Annotated in this window: 17 protein-coding genes and 1 riboswitch; of the genes, 11 read left to right on the top strand and 6 right to left on the bottom strand. The window is 61.9% G+C overall.

What is annotated here, in order from left to right; genetic code table 11:
• Positions 1–5: 5 nt before the first annotated feature.
• The 4 genes from msbA to hldE all read left to right on the top strand — a co-directional run bounded on the left by msbA (position 6) and on the right by hldE (position 4,836).
• Positions 6–1,811: a lipid A export permease/ATP-binding protein MsbA gene (msbA, locus tag AC07XZ_RS10365; RefSeq protein ID WP_085746475.1), complete on the top strand. Its 1,806-nt coding sequence runs from the start codon at positions 6–8 to the stop codon at positions 1,809–1,811.
• A gap of 189 nt (positions 1,812–2,000) precedes the next feature.
• Positions 2,001–2,705: a sulfotransferase family 2 domain-containing protein gene (locus AC07XZ_RS10360; RefSeq protein WP_085746476.1), complete on the top strand. Its 705-nt coding sequence runs from the start codon at positions 2,001–2,003 to the stop codon at positions 2,703–2,705.
• Entirely contained in the window at positions 2,698–3,309 is a 612-nt protein-coding gene (gene cysC / locus AC07XZ_RS10355) for an adenylyl-sulfate kinase (RefSeq protein ID WP_085746477.1), read from the top strand. The genes AC07XZ_RS10360 and cysC overlap by 8 nt, the downstream gene beginning before the upstream one ends.
• Before the next feature lie 102 nt (positions 3,310–3,411).
• The gene (gene hldE, locus AC07XZ_RS10350; protein ID WP_007952241.1) at positions 3,412–4,836 is read left to right on the top strand and encodes a bifunctional D-glycero-beta-D-manno-heptose-7-phosphate kinase/D-glycero-beta-D-manno-heptose 1-phosphate adenylyltransferase HldE; all 1,425 of its coding nucleotides are present in this window, start codon (positions 3,412–3,414) and stop codon (positions 4,834–4,836) included.
• A 66-nt stretch (positions 4,837–4,902) separates the two neighbouring features.
• Here hldE and AC07XZ_RS10345 read toward each other — a convergent pair whose 3' ends face one another.
• The 4 genes from AC07XZ_RS10345 to AC07XZ_RS10330 all read right to left on the bottom strand — a co-directional run bounded on the left by AC07XZ_RS10345 (position 4,903) and on the right by AC07XZ_RS10330 (position 8,346).
• The gene (locus AC07XZ_RS10345; RefSeq protein ID WP_102686806.1) at positions 4,903–5,871 is read right to left on the bottom strand and encodes a metal ABC transporter ATPase; all 969 of its coding nucleotides are present in this window, start codon (positions 5,869–5,871) and stop codon (positions 4,903–4,905) included.
• A 31-nt stretch (positions 5,872–5,902) separates the two neighbouring features.
• Positions 5,903–6,715, bottom strand: coding sequence for an aldo/keto reductase (locus AC07XZ_RS10340; RefSeq protein WP_102686805.1), 813 nt, complete (start codon positions 6,713–6,715; stop codon positions 5,903–5,905).
• Positions 6,712–7,887 carry an NAD(P)/FAD-dependent oxidoreductase gene (locus AC07XZ_RS10335; protein ID WP_102686804.1) on the bottom strand — a complete coding sequence of 392 codons (1,176 nt, stop codon included), beginning with the start codon at positions 7,885–7,887 and terminating at the stop codon, positions 6,712–6,714. The genes AC07XZ_RS10340 and AC07XZ_RS10335 overlap by 4 nt, the downstream gene beginning before the upstream one ends.
• Positions 7,888–8,013: 126 nt before the next feature.
• A complete protein-coding gene (locus tag AC07XZ_RS10330; protein WP_007952237.1) occupies positions 8,014–8,346 on the bottom strand; it encodes a DMT family transporter in 333 nt (110 codons plus the stop codon).
• A gap of 102 nt (positions 8,347–8,448) precedes the next feature.
• Between AC07XZ_RS10330 and AC07XZ_RS10325 the strand changes: the two genes are divergently transcribed.
• Together AC07XZ_RS10325 and waaA are read left to right on the top strand one after the other, a co-directional pair.
• Entirely contained in the window at positions 8,449–9,351 is a 903-nt protein-coding gene (locus tag AC07XZ_RS10325; protein ID WP_007952236.1) for a LysR family transcriptional regulator, read from the top strand.
• An 11-nt stretch (positions 9,352–9,362) separates the two neighbouring features.
• The gene (gene waaA, locus AC07XZ_RS10320; protein ID WP_102686803.1) at positions 9,363–10,643 is read left to right on the top strand and encodes a lipid IV(A) 3-deoxy-D-manno-octulosonic acid transferase; all 1,281 of its coding nucleotides are present in this window, start codon (positions 9,363–9,365) and stop codon (positions 10,641–10,643) included.
• Positions 10,644–10,673: 30 nt separating this feature from the next.
• Here waaA and AC07XZ_RS10315 read toward each other — a convergent pair whose 3' ends face one another.
• Complete coding sequence (locus AC07XZ_RS10315) at positions 10,674–12,107, bottom strand: TolC family outer membrane protein (protein ID WP_102686802.1); 1,434 nt, start codon at positions 12,105–12,107, stop codon at positions 10,674–10,676.
• A 196-nt stretch (positions 12,108–12,303) separates the two neighbouring features.
• A riboswitch (TPP riboswitch) is annotated at positions 12,304–12,409 on the top strand.
• Between the two features lie 146 nt (positions 12,410–12,555).
• Here AC07XZ_RS10315 and thiC point away from each other — a divergent pair.
• Positions 12,556–14,445, top strand: a complete 1,890-nt coding sequence (gene thiC / locus AC07XZ_RS10310; protein WP_011332157.1) for a phosphomethylpyrimidine synthase ThiC — start codon at positions 12,556–12,558, stop codon at positions 14,443–14,445.
• Between the two features lie 108 nt (positions 14,446–14,553).
• A complete protein-coding gene (gene cytX / locus AC07XZ_RS10305; protein ID WP_102686801.1) occupies positions 14,554–15,846 on the top strand; it encodes a putative hydroxymethylpyrimidine transporter CytX in 1,293 nt (430 codons plus the stop codon).
• On the opposite strand, the gene AC07XZ_RS10300 is transcribed toward cytX, so the two are convergent.
• A complete protein-coding gene (locus AC07XZ_RS10300) occupies positions 15,815–16,561 on the bottom strand; it encodes an RsiV family protein (RefSeq protein ID WP_085701039.1) in 747 nt (248 codons plus the stop codon). The genes cytX and AC07XZ_RS10300 overlap by 32 nt on opposite strands.
• A 221-nt stretch (positions 16,562–16,782) precedes the next feature.
• Here AC07XZ_RS10300 and AC07XZ_RS10295 point away from each other — a divergent pair, with 221 nt between their 5' ends.
• From AC07XZ_RS10295 to cpdA, 3 genes are all read left to right on the top strand, one after another.
• On the top strand, positions 16,783–17,400 hold the full coding sequence (locus tag AC07XZ_RS10295) for an NUDIX domain-containing protein (protein ID WP_102686800.1): 618 nt from the start codon (positions 16,783–16,785) through the stop codon (positions 17,398–17,400).
• The gene (locus AC07XZ_RS10290) at positions 17,391–17,843 is read left to right on the top strand and encodes a DUF1249 domain-containing protein (protein ID WP_007952222.1); all 453 of its coding nucleotides are present in this window, start codon (positions 17,391–17,393) and stop codon (positions 17,841–17,843) included. Before AC07XZ_RS10295 ends, AC07XZ_RS10290 begins: the two co-directional genes overlap by 10 nt.
• A 105-nt stretch (positions 17,844–17,948) precedes the next feature.
• Positions 17,949–18,764 carry a 3',5'-cyclic-AMP phosphodiesterase gene (gene cpdA / locus AC07XZ_RS10285; protein ID WP_102686799.1) on the top strand — a complete coding sequence of 272 codons (816 nt, stop codon included), beginning with the start codon at positions 17,949–17,951 and terminating at the stop codon, positions 18,762–18,764.
• Positions 18,765–18,786: the final 22 nt, after the last annotated feature.

The following is an 18,786-nucleotide window of genomic DNA, read 5'->3' as shown; positions in this document are numbered from 1 at the left end:
CTACGATGAGTGACGTACCGCCCAAAGCGGAACAGGATTCCAGCCTGAAGATCTACTTTCGGCTGTTGGGGTACGTAAAGCCCTATATCGGCCTTTTCCTTCTGAGTATCGTGGGCTTCGTGATTTTTGCCTCCACCCAGCCAATGCTGGCGGGAATACTCAAATATTTTGTCGATGGCCTGAGCAATCCCGAAGCGGTGCTCTTTCCCAATGTTCCTTATCTCAAGGACCTGCAGTTGTTGATGGCCGTGCCGCTGCTGATCATTCTGATCGCTGCCTGGCAGGGGCTGGGGTCGTTTCTCGGCAACTTTTATCTGGCGAAAGTATCGCTGGGACTGGTGCATGACCTGCGCATCGAGTTGTTCAACAAACTGCTGGTGCTGCCCAATCGTTATTTCGACACCCATAATTCAGGGCATCTGATTTCGCGCATCACGTTCAACGTGACCATGGTGACCGGTGCCGCCACCGATGCCATCAAGGTGGTTATCCGTGAAGGCCTGACGGTGGTGTTTCTGTTCGCCTATCTGCTCTGGATGAACTGGAAGCTGACCCTCGTCATGCTGGCGATCCTTCCGTTGATTGCCTTAATGGTGGGGAGTACCAGCAAGAAATTCCGCAAGCAGAGCAAGAAGATCCAGGTGGCCATGGGCGACGTGACTCACGTGGCTTCCGAAACCATCCAGGGCTATCGCGTGGTGCGCAGTTTTGGTGGCGAGAGCTATGAAGAGCGCCGCTTTGCCGCCGCCAGCCAGAGCAACACCGACAAGCAATTGCGCATGACCAAGACCGGAGCGGTCTACACGCCCATGCTGCAGCTGGTGATCTACAGCGCCATGGCCGTGCTGATGTTCCTGGTGCTGTTCCTGCGTGGCGATGCCACGGCCGGTGATCTGGTGGCGTACATCACGGCCGCGGGTCTGCTGCCCAAGCCGATCCGGCAGTTGTCGGAGGTCAGTTCGACCATCCAGAAAGGGGTTGCCGGTGCCGAAAGCATTTTCGAGCAACTGGACGTAGAACCTGAAGTGGATAACGGTACGGTGGAGCGTGACCGGGTCAGCGGCCATCTGCAGGTACGCAACCTCAGTTTCACTTACCCGGGCACCGAGCGCGAAGTGCTGAAGAACATCAACTTCAGTGCGGCGCCAGGCCAGATGATCGCACTGGTGGGTCGCTCCGGTAGCGGCAAGTCGACTCTCGCCAGCCTGATTCCGCGTTTCTATCATCACGATATCGGGGAGATTCTGCTCGATGACGTCGAGATCGAAGATTACCGATTGCGCAACCTGCGTCGCCACGTTGCACAGGTCACCCAGCATGTGACCCTGTTCAACGACACGATTGCCAACAACATCGCCTACGGCGACTTGGCCGGTGCTCCCCGGGCCGATATCGAAAAGGCCGCTACCGACGCCTACGCAATGGACTTCATCTCGCAAATGCCCGAAGGCCTGGACACCCAGGTCGGGGAAAATGGCGTGTTGCTGTCCGGCGGTCAGCGTCAGCGCCTGGCGATAGCACGGGCGTTGTTGAAGAATGCACCGCTGCTGATTCTCGATGAGGCGACATCGGCACTGGATACCGAATCCGAGCGGCACATTCAGGCAGCGCTGGATCACGTCATGAAGGGCCGCACCACGCTGGTCATCGCTCATCGCCTCTCGACGATCGAGAAGGCCGATCTGATTCTGGTGATGGATCAGGGCCAGATTGTCGAACGTGGCACCCACGCACAGTTGCTGGCGCAGAACGGCTACTACTCGCGTCTGCATGCGATGGGCCTGGATGCTCCGGCTGAAGACATCGCCTGATCCCGACGACAGGATGGGACTGCCCCATCCTGTCGCCCTTCGGGGCGTGCAATGCGCTTCCGAGATATGTATCCGTTTCTTTACGCTTCTTGACCAAACTTGAATAAATCCCGGTAACACGCTTGTTAAGGTTCTCGAACGAACTTTGACTTCAATCGAGAGGGCCATCCCTTTCGCGTGGGTACTGCGATGCTGCAACGTTATCTCTGGAAGCTGTTGCCCAAGGCACAGCGGCAATTTCTGCTGGATCGACTGTCAGTCGTGGACCGTCAGGTCGTGAACAAGTCGATGTCTGCGAATCGGCACTACCCCCCATCGTTCGCGCAGCGTTCCTGTCTGTTTATCCACGTGCCCAAATGCGCCGGCAGCAGTATCTGTACGGCGATGTTCAACGGCAGGACTCCGGGTCACCTGCCGCTGTACTGGTACGAGCAGCAGTTTCCCGAGCAGTATGCCGCTGCGTACAAGTTTGCTTTCGTACGAGATCCTCTGGAGCGGGCGTATTCGGCTTATGCGTTTCTCCACGGCAATACGTTGAGCGGGCGTGATCATGCCGCGCAGCAACTGGTTCGGCAGTACCGGGACTTCGACGATTTCATTGCCCGCTGGCTGCATACGGAGACGATCTCGCGACAACTGCATTTTGCCGCACAGAGCGATTTTTTGACCGACTCGCTGGGCCATCTGGCCATGGATTTCATCGGCTATCAGGAGCACCTGGAGCGGGATTTTCAGATTGTCTGCGAGCAGTTGGGGATGGTGTGTCAGCTGCCACACGTCAACGTTTCCGTGCTGCGCCAGCCGACCAAGGCGCGAGAGTTCTGTACCTTGCGAACCCGGCGTCTGGTACGTCGGGTCTATCAACGTGACTATGAGTTGCTCGGTTATGAATGAAGTGTTGCCCGGTCTGGCGACCGCATCGGCCATTCGCCCATACAGCTTCACGCTGTCTGCTCGGGACAGAGCCGCGCTCAAGGCCCAGCATCCTCGCTGCCTGTGGCTGACCGGATTGTCCGGTGCCGGCAAATCGACGTTGGCCAACACCCTGGAAGTGCATTTGCATGAATTCGGCCTGCACACGTTTTTGCTCGACGGCGATAACGTGCGCAACGGTTTGTGCCGGGACCTGGGAATGGACGATGCGAGTCGTCGGGAAAATATCCGGCGCATGGCTGAAGTGGCCCGGCTGATGGTTGACGCCGGCCTGATCGTCATCGTCGCGGCGATCTCGCCGTTTCGGGCCGAGCGGGACGCTGCGCGGCAACTGTTTGCCGAGGGCGACTTTATCGAAGTGCATGTGAGCACGTCGCTGAAGGTGTGTGAGCGCCGGGACCCGAAAGGTCTGTACCAGGCCGTGCGAGAGGGCCGGATCAAGCAGTTCACGGGTATCGACAGCCCTTACGAAGAACCCTCGGCGGCGGAATGCCGGATCGATACGGAAACGGTCGAGCCGAGAGAAGCCTGCGAGCTGCTGGCGGCTTTTCTGCTTAAAAAATGAGCAAAAAAGCCAGCTGTTTCATCCTGTTGCAGCCGCCGCACAAGCCTTCGCCAACCCTGTGTTAATATCGCGCCCCTGTTCATTTTGTATGTGGGTTGCTCCATGAAGTTGTCCATGCCGCGATTCGATCAAGCCCCTGTCTTGGTGGTCGGCGATGTCATGCTCGACCGTTACTGGCATGGTGGTACCTCACGGATTTCCCCTGAGGCGCCGGTTCCTGTCGTTAAAGTCGAGCAAATCGAAGACCGCCCGGGCGGTGCCGCTAACGTTGCCTTGAACATTGCCGCGCTGGGTGCGCCGGCGTCGCTGGTCGGTGTGACCGGTGACGACGAAGCCGCCGACAGCCTGAGCAACAGCCTCAAGGGTGCGGGCGTGCGAGCCTTGTTCCAGCGCATCGCGCATCAGCCGACCATCGTCAAGCTACGGGTCATGAGCCGGCACCAGCAATTGCTGCGTATCGACTTCGAAGAACCGTTCGCCACCGACGCACTGGCCCTCGGCGCGCAGGTCGACGATCTGCTCGAAGGCATCAAGGTGCTGGTGCTGTCCGACTACGGCAAGGGCGCCCTGAAAAACCATCAGGCGCTGATCCAGGCCGCCCGTGCCAAAGGCATTCCGGTGCTGGCCGACCCGAAGGGCAAAGATTTCTCGATTTACCGTGGCGCGAGCCTGATCACCCCGAACCTCAGCGAGTTCGAAGCCATCGTCGGCGGTTGCGCCGATGAGCACGAGCTGGTGACCAAAGGCGCAACGCTGATGCACGACCTGGATCTCGGCGCGCTGCTGGTGACCCGTGGCGAACACGGCATGACCCTGTTGCGTCCGGATCATCCGGCGCTGCACCTGCCGGCTCGGGCCCGTGAAGTGTTCGACGTGACCGGTGCCGGCGACACAGTGATTTCCACCCTGGCGGCCGCAATTGCCGCTGGCGAAGAACTGCCGCACGCGGTGGCGCTGGCCAATCTGGCGGCGGGCATCGTGGTCGGCAAGTTGGGTACCGCGGCGATCAGCGCCCCGGAACTGCGTCGCGCCATTCAGCGTGAAGAAGGTTCCGAGCGTGGCGTGCTGGGTCTGGAGCAACTGCTGCTGGCAGTCGCCGATGCCCGTGCGCACAACGAGAAAATCGTGTTCACCAACGGCTGCTTCGACATCCTGCACGCCGGCCACGTGACCTACCTCGAGCAGGCGCGGGCCCAGGGCGATCGCCTGATCGTCGCGATCAACGACGATGCTTCGGTCAGCCGCCTGAAAGGGCCGGGCCGTCCGATCAACAGCGTTGACCGGCGCATGGCGGTTCTCGCCGGTCTCGGCGCGGTGGACTGGGTGATCAGCTTCGCTGAGGGCACCCCGGAAAACCTGCTGCGCGAGGTCAAGCCGGACGTGCTGGTGAAGGGCGGCGATTACGGCATCGACCAGGTTGTCGGCGCGGATATCGTCAAAGCCTACGGCGGCACCGTTAAAGTGCTGGGGCTGGTGGAAAACAGCTCGACCACGGCGATTGTGGAAAAAATCCGCAAATCCGAGTGATGCAAACATAAAGACCGCGCCTGTGATGACTCTCCGGAGTCACTCGCAGGCGCGGTCTTTTGCCGTTCAGGAGTTCACTTTCTTGCGTGGCACGATCTTCTTCAGCAGTTGCTTGGCCTTGCCGCGCAAGCGCGCCAGCCCGGTGTCCTTGGGCGGTGGGGTCAGACCCTGCTGGCGCAGCCAGTCCTTCCAGCGAATACGCTCGTCGCGCACCAGCCAGCCGTCCTGCCGGGCGAAACTTTCCGCCAGGTACAGACCGCGAGTGCCCGCCGGGTACAACTGACCTTTCTTCAGCGTGTACAGCTCGGGCAGCGGTTCGCCGTCCTGCAACGGCATCAAGTACAGATCGGGGCGCTTGCGGTCGAGTCGGGCGACCAGTTGATCGCCTTCCAGCCGTTCATCGACATGGAACAGGCTGAGGTTCTTGGCTTCCTTGGGCACGTCCAGCCGCAGGTCGTAGATCAATTGCAGGGACGCGGTCGGCAAATGCACGTAGGCCCGCGGCCGTTCAAGCAATTGCAGATTGGCGCAGCGCACCGGCCGTGCCGAACCGGACAGCGGCGTCAGGCGAAAGGGCAGAGCCTCGCGATAATGCAGCGCCGAGGCATACGGCGCCGGCAGCCAGGTGTCATTGAAGCGCCCGCCGAGCCAGCCTTCCGGGGTTTCCAGCAGGCATTCTTCGGCGATCTCCTGGATCGCTGTGTGCAGCGGAATGTTCAGCTCATGGGCCGGCACGTAACCGGAAATCAGCTTGAGCACCACATCGCCGCGATCCTGCCGACGCTGGCGCACCAGCACCCAGTAATCGCGATTCTGCCAGTGCAGCGTCAGGCGCACCGAGACGCCGAGGTTGGCCAGCTCCAGCGCAAACCGCTCGGCGTCAGCCACGTTGACCGGTTTGCGTCGCTGCAGGGTCTGGGCGAAATTCAGCGGCATGCCGACGCTCTGGTAGGTCAGGCCTTCCGACGTGGCTTCGACGAACAGCGGCAGCGTCTTGAAGTTGCTCGGGTTCTTTCTGATGAGCGTACGCGGCATGTCGGCTCCTGCTTAAGGCCGCGAGGCGGCGTCAGTGACCACGAAGGACCTGGGCAACGGTCGCAACGTTATGGGCGAGGTGCAGCGGATTGATTGTCCCGACAATGGCACTGGCCACGCCGGGCTGGGCGAACAGCAACTCGAAGCTGGCTCGCACCGGATCCACGCCGGGACTCAGGCACACATGACCGCTGGCCAGTGCCTTTTTCACCAGAATGGCTTTGCCGTGGGCAGCAGCATAGTCAATGACCGCCTTCTCGTTTTGTTCGTTCAAATTGTAGGTGACCATCGCACAGTCGCCTTGCTCCAGTGCTTTGAGGCCACCGTCGACGGTTTTGCCGGAAAAGCCGAAGCCGCGAATCTTGCCCTCGGCCTTGAGTGCCGCGAGGGTTGCGTAGACTTCGCTGTCGTTGAGGATCGCCAGATCGTTACCGTCGGAGTGCACCAGCACCAGGTCGATAAAATCGGTTTCAAGACGTTGCAGGGTGCGCTCCACCGACATCCGAGTGTGAGCGGCGCTGAAGTCGTGGGTCGACTGGCCGTCGACAAATTCTTCGCCGACCTTGCTGACGATCACCCAGTCCTGACGCTGACCGCGCAGCAACGGGCCGAGACGTTCCTCGCTGCGGCCATAGGCCGGTGCGGTGTCGATCAGGTTGATGCCCAGCTCCCGCGCCTGCTTGAGCAACATGCGCGCGGCGTCGTCGTCGGGAATCTGGAAGCCGTTGGGGTATTTCACGCCCTGGTCGCGGCCGAGTTTGACGGTGCCCAGGCCCAGTGGCGAAACCAGCAGGCCGGTGCTGCCCAGTGGGCGATGCAGATCGTGCAGGGTCGGCAGGCTCATGGCAGCAGTTGCTCCCAGGCGGGAACACCCATCGGTGGTTTTGGCAGCTCGGGCAGCGGAGCCGGGTGGCTTGGCTGGATGCCGTCGCGTTCGAGGGACGCGATCACGCGGTCAGCGAAGTCTGGCGCCAGGGCCAGTTTGGTTGGCCAGCCGACCAGCAGGCGACCTTCTTCAGCGAGGAAGGCGTTGTCTGGACGGGTAAGACCGGTTTGCAGCGGTTCGGCGCGATCGACGCGCAGGGTCGCCCATTGCACGGTGCTCAGGTCGATCCATGGCAACAACTGGCCAAGTTCTTTTTTAGCGGTGGCGATCTGTTCGGCCGGCTCACGGGCCACGCCTTCGGACTCGGCAATGTCGCCGCCCAGATACCAGACCCACTGGCCGTCAGCGGCCGGGTGGGTGGTCACGGTGATGCGCGGCTTGGTGCCGCCACCGAGGCAGTGCGCGTACAGCGGCTTCAGGCCCGGGCCTTTCGCGATGATCATGTGCAGCGGCCGGCGTTGCATGGCCGGATGAGTCAGGCCCAAAGCAGTCAGCAGGTCGGCGGTACCGGCACCGGCGCTGAGGACGATGCGCTGGGCACGGATCTCACGGCCGTCGACTTTCAGGCCAACCAGCACGCCGCTTTCCAGCAGCGGCTCGATGGTCTGGCCGGCGAGCAGACCGTCACCCGACAGGTCGGCCAGACGCTGGATCAGGCTCGGCACGTCGATCACCAGTTCGGCGAGGCGGTAGACCTTGCCCTTGAAACGCTTGTCTTGCAGGGCCGCCGGCAGTTGATCGCCCTTGACCTGATCGACCCGGCCACGCACCGCTTTGCTGGCGAAGAAACTGGTCAGATTGCCAGCGAGGGTGCCCGGCGACCACAGGTAATGGGCTTCGGACAGCAGGCGCACGCCGGTCAGGTCCAGTTCACCGTTGCCGGCCAGGGCTTCACGCCAGCGGCGCGGCATGTCGGCGATGGCTTCCGAGGCGCCGGTCAGTGCACCGTGCAGCGCGTACTTGGCGCCGCCGTGAATGATGCCCTGGGACTTCACACTCTGCCCGCCGCCGAGGCTGGCGCTTTCCACCAGCACGGTCGAGAAACCCTGGCGACGCAGGCGCGCGTTCAGCCAGAGACCGGCGACACCCGCGCCGACAATCAGCACGTCGGTGGAAATTGGAGATGGCATGCAACGACCTCAGTGTTCAAGACGAGGGCGCAGTATACAGACTCGGGGAAAAGGGGATTTGTCGATGATCAATGGAGGGAGGGCAGCCCTTGCCGGCGCAATTGCCTGCAAGGGCTCAGGTCAGGATCAATGGCCGGCCGTTTTCGAGAACAGCTGAATCACCACCACGCCGAGCACGATCAGCGCCATCCCGAGCATCGCCGGGATATCCAGCTTTTGCCCGTAGATGAACAGCGCCGCGACGCTGACCATCACGATGCCCATGCCGGCCCACACCGCGTAGGCCACGCCCACCGGCACGCTGCGCACCACCAGGGTCAGCATCCAGAACGCGATGGCGTAGCCGACGATGACCAGCACCAGTGGCAATGGCGTGCTGAAGCCTTTGACGGCTTTCATCGAAACGGTTGCGATCACTTCGGCACAGATGGCGATGGCCAGGTAGACGTAAGCGTTCATGTTCAAATCCTCGTGTGTAGCGTTGCTTTCTGAGGCGGCATTCTAGTGACTCCCCAGATGGGGTAAAGTCATTACCTATCTGTTTGCAAGATGGGTTGGCCGATGAGCATGCAGTGGAATCTGGAGCAGTTGCGGGTGTTCGTCGCGGTGGCCGAACAGCGTTCGTTTTCCGCCGTGGCGCGTCAGCAACGCAAGGCGCAGTCGGCGATCAGCAGCGCGATTGCCATGCTCGAGGACGATCTCGGTGTCAGTCTGTTCGAGCGTAGCAGTGGTCGCCAGCCGAGTCTTACCGAAACGGGTGAAGCCTTGCTTGAAGAGGCGCGTGAAGTGTTGCGTCAGTGCGAGCGCCTGAACGGTCGGGCCGTGGCCATGATGCGCGGGCAGGAAGCGCAACTGCGGGTAGCCCAGGACGAAGCGATGCCTTATCAGGCGCTGGTGGAAAGCTTCGGCGCGCTGGCCGAGCAGTTTCCCAGTCTTGAGGTGCAACTGACCAGCGCCGCCCAAGGCGAGGTTTCGCGCAAACTGGTGGAGCGCCGTGCCGATCTCGGATTGCTGTTCTATCACGACGAAATCCCCGAAGCGCTGGAGCGCCGGGTGCTGGGCAGTGTGGAAATGGTCACCGTCTGCGGGGTCAATCATCCGCTGGCGGCGCAGTCACGGGTCAACTGCCAGCAACTGGCTCAGCATCGGCAATTGCTGATGTCGACTCAGACCAGCGTCTATCCCGGCAGCGAACCGGCCAGTCCGCAGGTCTGGCGTGCCGACAGTTTCTACGTGATGGCCGAATGGCTGGTGCGCGATCTCGGTTGGGCCTGGCTGCCGCGTCACGTGGTGCAGTACTCGGCGTATCAGGGCCTGATGGTGGAACTCGACAGCGAATGGACGCCGCCGGCGCTGGTGGTGGAGCTGGTCTGGCGCCGCGACGAACCCCTCGGGCCAGCCGCCCGTTGGCTGGCGGAGCGATTTGCCATACACCTGCGGGCGATCGGCGGCAAAAGCCGATAAACTCCGCCGCCATGAATAGAACTCTCTACACCGCGCTGTTTTATCTGGGGCTGCCATTGGTGGCGATTCGGCTGTGGCTGCGCTCGCGCAAGGCGCCGGCGTATGCCAAGCGGATTGGCGAACGATTCTCCTACGGCATGCCGAGCCTGCAACCGGGCGGCATCTGGGTTCACGCCGTGTCGGTGGGCGAGAGCATCGCCGCCGCGCCGATGATCCGTGCACTGCTGCAACGTTATCCACAGCTGCCGATCACCGTGACTTGCATGACCCCGACCGGCTCGGAGCGCATTCACGCGTTGTTCGCCAACGAGCCGCGCATCCAGCACTGCTATTTGCCGTATGACTTGCCCTGCGCGGCGGCGCGTTTTCTGGATCGCGTGCAGCCGAAACTGGCGGTGATCATGGAAACCGAACTGTGGCCCAACCACATTCACCAATGCGCCAAACGCAGGATTCCGGTGGCGCTGGCCAACGGGCGCCTGTCCGAACGTTCGGCCAAAGGCTATGGCCGATTCAGCAAACTGACCGCGCCGATGCTCGCCGAGATGAGCCTGTTCGCCGTGCAGACCGAGGCCGAAGCCCAGCGCTTCCGCGATCTCGGTGCGCGCCCGGAGACGGTCGAAGTCACCGGTTCGATCAAGTTCGACCTGACCATCGACCCGCAACTGCTGCAACGCGCTGCTCAACTGCGCGGCCAATGGCAGGCGCTGGAGCGACCGGTATGGATCGCCGCCAGCACCCATGAAGGCGAAGACGAGGTGGTGCTGAACGCTCACCGTCGTTTGCTGGCCAACCATCCCGATGCGCTGCTGATTCTGGTGCCGCGTCACCCCGAGCGTTTCAACTCGGTGTTCGAGTTGTGCCAGCGTGAAGGCTTTGCCACGGTGCGTCGTTCGACCGGCGCGAGCGTCGATGCTGCAACGTCGGTGCTGCTCGGCGACACCATGGGCGAATTGCTGTTTCTCTACGCCCTGGCCGATAGCGCGTTTGTCGGCGGCAGCCTGGTGCCCAACGGCGGCCACAATCTGCTGGAACCGGCAGCGCTGGCGAAACCGGTGATCAGCGGCCCGCACCTGTTCAACTTCCTTGACATCGCCGCGCAACTGCGCAGCGCCGGAGCCTTGGCCGAAGTGGATGATGCCGAAGGTCTGGCGACAGAAGTGCAGCGTCTGTTCGAGTTGCCGCGCGACGCACAGCGCATGGCGGAAGCCGGGCTGAGCGTGATGCGCCGCAATCAGGGCGCGTTGCAACGCTTGCTCGATGGCCTGGGAAGGTTGATCGACCGTCCATAAAAAACGCAGCCTCAGGGCTGCGTTTTTTGTTTAAGGCCGGGCCTTGAGCTGCGCTTCCGCAGCCTTGGCCAGATCCGGCGGCAGGAAGTCCTTGTCCGGGTTGTAGTCGGCTTTCAGATAACGCGTCAGATCCTGCAAATCACCCGGGTTCAACGTCCCCGCCGCCTGCTTCAGCCGCAGATTGTCGAGGATGTAGTCGTAGCGAGTGTTGTTGTAGTTGCGTACCGAAGTGTAGAGCTGACGCTGGGCGTCGAGCACGTCGACGATGTTGCGCGTCCCCACCTGGTAACCGATTTCCGTGGCTTCCACCGCACTCTGGTTGGAGATGATCGACTGCCGGCGCGCCTGCACCTGCTCGACGTCGGTGTTCACCGCGCGGTGCAGGTTGCGGGTGTTCTCGACGATCTGCCGGCGCAGGCCTTCACGTTGCTGTTCGGTCTGATCCAGTTGCGCGTAAGACTGGCGCACCTGGGAGCTGGTGAGGCCGCCGCTGTAGATCGGAATGTTCACCTGCAACGCCAGGGTGCGTTGTTCGACGTTGCCGCCATACGGCGTGCCGAAAGCATTCGGGTTGCTGAAGCCAAACGAATCGTTGTCGCCTTTCTCGTACTTCGCCACAGCGTCGAGGGTCGGCAGGTGGCCGGCCTTGCGCTGTTTCAAAGTCTGTTCGGCGGAGCTGACCGCATAGTTGCTGGCCAGCAGATTGAGGTTCTGTTTTGCGGCGGTATCGACCCAGGCCTTGGCGTCGTTCGGCGCCGGCGGCAGGATCGGCAACGTGTGGACGATGCCCTGGATCGAGTTGTACTGGCGGTTGGTCAGGGTGATCAGCGCTTCGAACGCATCATCGACCTGACGCTGGGCGACGATCCGGTTGGCCCGTGCTGTGTCATAACTGGCTTGCGATTGCAGCACGTCGGTCTTGTCCGACAGACCCACATCGAAGCGCTCGTTGGACTGGTCGAGCTGGCGCTTGAACGCGGCTTCCTCGGCCTTGGTCGAGGCCAGGTTGTCCTGGCTGCGCAGCACGTTGAAGTAGCTTTCGGCGGTTTGCAGGATCAGGTTCTGCTCGGTGGCCGAAAGTTGCAGCGCGGCCTGCTCGTTGACGTCCTTGGCGGCCTGGTACTGGAACCAGCGGTCGGCGCGGAACAGCGGTTGCGCCAGCGTCGCCTGATAGGAGTGCGCGCTGCGATTGGCGATGGCCGAGGGCTGGTCGATCGAAGTGCGCACGTTGGCGACTTCAGCGCCGCCGGACAGGTTCGGCAGTAGCCCGGCGCGGGCCTGGGGCACCACTTCTTTCTGCGCACCGTACTGGGCGCGGGCAGCGGCCAGGTCGGCGTTGTTGTCGACGGCTTCCTGATAGACGCTGACCAGATCGGTCCTGGTCGATAAAGGCGCTTCTGCTGCCCAGGCCGTTGCGGTGGACGCACAAGACACGGCGACAGCCAGTGAGAGTTTGCGCAGCATGAGGCGATCCCTAGCATGAATATTATGGAAGTAATCCGGGCGCCAAAGGTAAGGCGCGGCCCATGCAGCGTCAAGGCGCAGCATGGCGTAGCGAGTGTAGTAGCGCAGGCGGCAGGCAACAATCTGCCAATTGCGCCATTCATCATGGTGTTTACCGCGGTGTTGGCGTTCTTTGCCGGTTGTGTCTAGACTGGCCGGGTTCTTGTCGGGGTGCCTTGCTATGAGGCTGAGATCGAATAATTTCGGATCCCGTTGAACCTGATCAGGTTAGCGCCTGCGTAGGGAACAAGATTTCTCGTCACCCGGCGAGTCCTCTTGTGCTTCGTCCGGGATATTGTTCGACAATCGAACGCTCGACGACGATGCACAGCACCAGTCCTGGTGCGTCCGTGCCTTTCAGGTTCTGCTCCGACAATCCACTGCCTGGATGCTGTCTGGAGAGCCCGTGATGACTACAAAATCTAAAAACGCGATCAACCTGAGTGACTCGGCCAAGGTCGACGAGCAGTCGGTTCAACCGTTCACCCGTTCGCAAAAAGTCTACGTTCAGGGCTCCCGCCCGGACATCCGCGTGCCGATGCGCGAAATCACCCTCGATGTGACCCCGACCGACTTCGGCGGCGAAATCAACGCGCCGGTCACCGTCTACGACACCTCCGGCCCGTACACCGATCCGAATGTGGTGATCGACGTGCGCAAAGGTCTGGGCGACGTGCGTTCGGCGTGGATCGACGACCGTGGCGACACCGAGCGCCTGCCAGGCCTGAGCTCGAACTTCGGCCAGGAGCGTCTGGCCGATCCGGAGCTGACCAAGCTGCGCTTCGCCCACGTCAACAACCCGCGCCGCGCCAAGGCCGGGGCCAACGTCAGCCAGATGCACTACGCCCGCAAAGGCATCATCACCGCCGAGATGGAATACGTTGCCATCCGCGAAAACATGAAGTTGCAAGAGGCCCGCGCTGCCGGTCTGTTGAAGCAGCAGCACGCCGGCCACAGCTTCGGCGCGAGCATTCCGAAAGAAATCACCCCTGAATTCGTTCGCGAAGAAATCGCCCGTGGTCGCGCGATCATTCCGGCCAACATCAACCACGTCGAACTGGAACCGATGATCATCGGCCGTAACTTCCTGGTGAAGATCAACGGCAACATCGGCAACAGCGCGCTGGGTTCGTCCATCGAAGAAGAAGTGGCGAAACTGACCTGGGGCATTCGCTGGGGTTCGGATACGGTGATGGACTTGTCCACCGGCAAGCACATCCACGAAACCCGCGAGTGGATCATCCGCAACTCGCCGGTTCCGATCGGCACCGTGCCGATTTATCAGGCGCTGGAAAAGGTCAACGGCGTCGCCGAAGACCTGACCTGGGAGCTATTCCGCGACACGCTGATCGAGCAGGCCGAGCAGGGCGTCGACTACTTCACCATCCACGCCGGCGTGCTGCTGCGCTACGTGCCGCTGACCGCCAAACGCGTCACCGGCATCGTGTCCCGTGGCGGTTCGATCATGGCCAAGTGGTGCCTGGCGCACCACAAAGAGAACTTCCTCTACACCCACTTCGACGAAATCTGCGAAATCATGAAGGCCTACGACGTCAGCTTCTCGCTGGGCGACGGCCTGCGTCCGGGCTCGATTGCCGACGCCAACGACGAAGCGCAATTCGGCGAACTGGAAACCCTCGGCGAGCTGACCAAGATCGCCTGGAAGCACGACGTGCAATGCATGATCGAAGGCCCGGGCCACGTGCCGATGCAGTTGATCAAAGAGAACATGGACAAGCAGCTGGAATGCTGCGACGAGGCGCCGTTCTACACCCTTGGCCCGCTGACCACCGACATCGCACCGGGTTACGACCACATCACCTCGGGTATCGGTGCGGCGATGATCGGCTGGTTCGGTTGCGCGATGCTCTGCTACGTGACGCCGAAGGAGCACCTGGGTCTGCCGAACAAGGATGACGTGAAGACCGGGATCATCACCTACAAGATCGCCGCTCACGCCGCGGACCTGGCCAAGGGACATCCGGGCGCGCAGATCCGCGACAACGCCTTGAGCAAGGCGCGTTTCGAATTCCGCTGGGAAGACCAGTTCAACCTCGGTCTGGACCCGGACACCGCCCGTTCGTATCACGATGAAACCCTGCCGAAGGACTCGGCGAAGGTCGCGCATTTCTGTTCGATGTGCGGGCCGAAATTCTGCTCGATGAAGATCACTCAGGAAGTCCGCGAATACGCGGCCAACCAGCGGATCGACGCGGTCGACGTGGACGTCGCCCAGGGCCTGGCGGAACAGGCCGAGCGGTTCAAGAAGGAAGGCAGTCAGCTGTACAAGAAAGTCTAGCCACGAGCGGCAAGCTACAAGCTACAAGAGGAGAAGCAGTCCGCATATCGCTTCTGACTTGTAGCTTGCAGCTTGCAGCTTTTTTCTGCTTCTCTGTGAGAAACGTCCTTGAGCATTCAACCCGGTACTTATTCCCCCGACCTCGCCGTGCCCGCCAATCAGCGTGTGTTCGGCGGTCGCGATCTGTTTTCCCTATGGTTTTCCCTCGGCATCGGCCTGATGGTCTTGCAGACCGGTGCGCTGCTGGCGCCGGGGCTGGGCCTGTCGGGATCGCTGCTGGCGATCTTCCTCGGCACCCTGGTCGGTGTCCTGTTGCTGGCTGCCGTCGGCGTGATCGGCAGCGACACCGGCCTGTCGTCGATGGCTGCGCTGAAACTCAGCCTCGGCAGCAAAGGCGCGAGCCTGCCGGCGTTGCTCAACCTGCTGCAATTGATCGGATGGGGCTCGTTCGAAATCATCGTCATGCGCGATGCGGCCAGCCTGCTCGGCACCCGTGCGTTCAGCGAAGGCTCGCTGTGGGCCAGTCCGATGCTGTGGACGCTGTGCTTCGGTGCATTGGCGACCTTGCTCGCGATCAGCGGGCCGTTGACGTTCGTGCGCAAGATCCTGCGCAAATGGGGCATCTGGCTGATTCTGGCCGCGTGCATCTGGCTGACCTGGAACCTGTTCGCCAAGGCCGATCTTGCCGCCTTGTGGGCACAGGCCGGGGATGGCTCGATGTCGCTCGCCGTGGGCTTCGACATTGCGATTGCGATGCCGCTGTCGTGGCTGCCACTGATTGCCGACTACTCGCGTTTCGGCAAGAAGGCGAAGAACGTGTTCGGCGGTACGGCGATCGGTTTCTTCATCGGCAACTTCTGGCTGATGAGCCTCGGCGTCGCCTACACCCTGGCCTTCGCGCCGAGCGGTGAAGTCAACGCGCTGCTGTTGGCGCTGGCCGGTGCAGGCCTCGGGATTCCGCTGCTGCTGATTCTGCTGGACGAGTCGGAAAACGCTTTCGCCGACATTCACTCGGCAGCGGTTTCCAGCGGGATTCTGTTGCGTCTGAAAGTCGAGCATCTGGCGTTGGCCATCGGTGTGATCTGCACCCTGATCGCCTTGCTCGCGCCATTGGCGCAGTACCAGAACTTCCTGCTGCTGATCGGTTCGGTGTTCGCGCCGCTGTTCGGCGTGGTGCTGGTGGATCACTTCATCCTGCGCAAGCGCAGTGCCCAGGTGGCGTCGGCCGCGTTGCGCTGGCCGGCACTATTGGCCTGGCTGGGTGGCATCAGCACCTATCACTTGCTGGCCAATCTGTATCCGGATGTCGGCGCGACCCTGCCGGCGCTGGTGCTGGCAGGGCTGCTGCAACTGGTGCTCGGTCGGGCTTTCAGTTACGGCCGGGAAACAGCTCGGGCTTGAGAATGCCGTTCAGGCGCGGGTAAGGGATCTTCAGTTCGACGTGGCCCAGCGCATAAGGCGCGATGGTGGTCACGTCGTACTTGAGGATCACGCCGCCGTAGGTCAGCGCCACGTTCGGGGTTTTAACGAATGGCCAGCTCTTCACGAACTCCGGTTCCTGATCGAGCTTGGTGCTGATCAGCCAGCTGTTGTGCGCCACTTGCGCGGCTTTCCAGAATGCCTCTTCCTGACCTGGCAGCAACATATCCGCCAGGGTCAGTACCTTGTGCTGCTGACGCGAATAGTTGATGAAACCGCGGCCCGGCGTACCGTGGGCGCCGCCGGTGTCCAGGTAGCTCGACGTTTCGATGATCACCAGACCGTCATGCTGCTCGCGTACTTTCGCCTGCAAATAGCTGCTGTTGCGCGGGCCGGCGTTGGCCAGGAACTGCTCGCGATACGCTGCCAGCGTCGGCGCTACGGGGGCGTTCGGTGCGGTGCGGGTCATCTGCAGCAGGCGTTTTTCGATGATGCCGTCCAGCGCCGGTTCTGCCGGGAAGCGCAACGTATCGATGTTCACCAGCGGGCAGTCCGGGTTGGAACAGCCCGGTTTCAGCGTTTCCGAGGCGTCGCGGGTGGTTTCCAGCGGCGTGCGGTAGTTGGGCTGGAACAGGCTGGCGCAGGCGCCCAGGGTCAGGGCGATGGCGGCCACGGAGGCGATTTTGAAAAGCGACATGGGCGTCCTTTCTGAAGCAGGGGAAGGCAAAAAGTTACCGCTTCGACTCTCAACGAAGCGGTCAGTTCGCCACTAAGCTAATTAGAGTGGGTTTCGCCTCCACCGTCCATCCCGCTGACAGTAAAGGGGCTGCATCAAACGTCACCGGCGCGTTAGGATGGCGCGAAGTCGAGGTCGCAGGTAAGGCGCCTCGTATTGGATTTGCAGTAAAGAGGATGCTCATGACCGATTTTGCCAAAGCCATTCCGACCGCCGTCGATATCGTGCGACGCGAGCAGTGCTACAAGGGCTTCTACAAGCTCGACCGTCTGCACTTGCGCCACGAACTGTTCGCCGGTGGCATGAGCCGCGAAATCAATCGTGAAGTGTTCGTGCGCCACGATGCGGTGTGCATGCTGCCCTACGATCCGCAGCGCGATGAAGTGGTGCTGATCGAGCAGTTTCGCGTCGGCGCGATGGGCAAGGCCGATAACCCGTGGCTGGTGGAGCTGGTCGCCGGTCTGATCGACAAGGACGAACAGCCGGAAGAAGTTGCTCACCGCGAGGCACAGGAGGAAGCTGGGCTGGACATCAAGGCCCTGTGGCCGATGACCAAATACTTTCCATCGCCGGGTGGCAGCAACGAGTTCGTACATTTGTATCTGGGGCGTTGCAGCACCGAAGGCGCGGGCGGCCTGCATGGGCTGGAGGAAGAAGCTGAAGATATTCGCGTCACGGTCTGGGCCTTTGAAGATGCCTTGCAGGCCGTACGTGACGGACGGATTGCCAATGCGGCGAGCATCATCGCCTTGCAGTGGCTGGCGCTCAATCGCGCCGAAGTGAGGGGGCTATGGTCGTAAACAAGCTGCGCGATCGCTACCGCGTCGACCTCGTGGGCCTGCAAGCCGCCTGCGAGGCGAACTACGCGCGCCTGATGCGACTGTTGCCGGACATGCGCAGCGACCCCGAAGCGCGGCGCATCGCCGTGACCCAGGGCGACCAGATGCTCGGCGTGCTGACTCTGGAAGTGCTGCAGGCCTGTCCGTACACCACGACCCTGCAGGTGCGTCAGGAACACAGCCTGCCGTGGCTGCCGGTGCCGCAACTGGAAGTGCAGGTCTATCACGACGCGCGCATGGCCGAAGTGATCAGCGCCGAGCATGCGCGACGTTTTCGCGGCGTCTATCCTTACCCGAATGCGGCCATGCATCAGCCGGACGAGAAGGCCCAGCTCAATCTGTTCCTGGGCGAGTGGCTGAGTCATTGCCTGGCGTGCGGACACGAATACGCGGCGGTCCGATAACCACCGCAAGTTGTGAACTGCGTCCGGTTCGCCGGTTTCTCTTTGCGCTGTCCCCCCGCATAATTGCCGCACCTATCCAGTCCCGCGATCCCGGGGGAGAACGCCTTGCCGAGCGTATCGACTTTGACCACCGCCGACACGGCGTTGCTGGTGCAGCTCTCTGACAGTCATCTGTTCGCCGAGGCGGACGGAACGTTGCTTGGCATGAACACCCGCGAGAGCCTGCAAAAAGTCATCGAACTGGTGCTCGAACAGCAACCGCGGATCGACCTGATCGTTGCCAGCGGCGACCTGTCCCAGGACGGTACGCTGGAGTCCTACCAGCAATTCCGGCAGATGACGGCGCAGATCGACGCGCCGGCCCGCTGGATTCCCGGCAACCACGACGAGCCACAGATCATGGCTCAGGCGACTGTGAAGAGTGCGCTGCTGGAGTCCGTGGTGGACGTCGGCAACTGGCGCGTGACCCTGCTCGATTCGGCCGTGCCCGGATCGGTGCCGGGGTATTTGCAGGACGACCAGCTGCAATTGCTCGCCCGCGCCCTGAGCGAAGCGCCGGATCGCCATCATCTGGTGTGCTTCCACCATCATCCGGTGTCGATCGGTTGCGCCTGGATGGCGCCGATCGGCTTGCGCAATCCGGAAGCCTTTTTCGAGGTGCTCGATCGTTTCCCGCAGGCCCGTGCCGTGCTGTGGGGGCATGTCCATCAGGAGATCGACCGCGAGCGCAACGGCGTACGGCTGATGGCATCGCCGTCGACCTGCATCCAGTTCGAGCCGGGCAGTGAAGAGTTCAAGGTCGGCGAGCAGGCACCGGGGTATCGCTGGTTGCGCTTGTTGCCAGATGGTCGGATTGAGACGGGCGTGGAGCGTGTCACCGATTTCCGGTTCACCGTTGATTACGGCTCCGACGGTTACTGATCAAAGGGCGCAGCGCTGATTT

This window comes from Pseudomonas sp. GW458-11-26-14-LB4, assembly GCF_059423925.1.
This window is presented reverse-complemented; position numbering and strand designations above follow the sequence as displayed.

Coding starts and splice junctions, on each gene's coding strand:
- AC07XZ_RS10315 (WP_102686802.1), bottom strand. CDS start 12,107: ATGCTGCGCAAACTCTCACTGGCTGTCGCCGTGTCTTGTGCGTCCACC.
- waaA (WP_102686803.1), top strand. CDS start 9,363: ATGAATAGAACTCTCTACACCGCGCTGTTTTATCTGGGGCTGCCATTG.
- AC07XZ_RS10300 (WP_085701039.1), bottom strand. CDS start 16,561: ATGTCGCTTTTCAAAATCGCCTCCGTGGCCGCCATCGCCCTGACCCTG.
- AC07XZ_RS10340 (WP_102686805.1), bottom strand. CDS start 6,715: ATGAGCCTGCCGACCCTGCACGATCTGCATCGCCCACTGGGCAGCACC.
- thiC (WP_011332157.1), top strand. CDS start 12,556: ATGACTACAAAATCTAAAAACGCGATCAACCTGAGTGACTCGGCCAAG.
- AC07XZ_RS10345 (WP_102686806.1), bottom strand. CDS start 5,871: ATGCCGCGTACGCTCATCAGAAAGAACCCGAGCAACTTCAAGACGCTG.
- AC07XZ_RS10290 (WP_007952222.1), top strand. CDS start 17,391: ATGGTCGTAAACAAGCTGCGCGATCGCTACCGCGTCGACCTCGTGGGC.
- AC07XZ_RS10330 (WP_007952237.1), bottom strand. CDS start 8,346: ATGAACGCTTACGTCTACCTGGCCATCGCCATCTGTGCCGAAGTGATC.
- hldE (WP_007952241.1), top strand. CDS start 3,412: ATGAAGTTGTCCATGCCGCGATTCGATCAAGCCCCTGTCTTGGTGGTC.
- AC07XZ_RS10325 (WP_007952236.1), top strand. CDS start 8,449: ATGAGCATGCAGTGGAATCTGGAGCAGTTGCGGGTGTTCGTCGCGGTG.
- AC07XZ_RS10360 (WP_085746476.1), top strand. CDS start 2,001: ATGCTGCAACGTTATCTCTGGAAGCTGTTGCCCAAGGCACAGCGGCAA.
- cysC (WP_085746477.1), top strand. CDS start 2,698: ATGAATGAAGTGTTGCCCGGTCTGGCGACCGCATCGGCCATTCGCCCA.
- AC07XZ_RS10295 (WP_102686800.1), top strand. CDS start 16,783: ATGACCGATTTTGCCAAAGCCATTCCGACCGCCGTCGATATCGTGCGA.
- AC07XZ_RS10335 (WP_102686804.1), bottom strand. CDS start 7,887: ATGCCATCTCCAATTTCCACCGACGTGCTGATTGTCGGCGCGGGTGTC.
- msbA (WP_085746475.1), top strand. CDS start 6: ATGAGTGACGTACCGCCCAAAGCGGAACAGGATTCCAGCCTGAAGATC.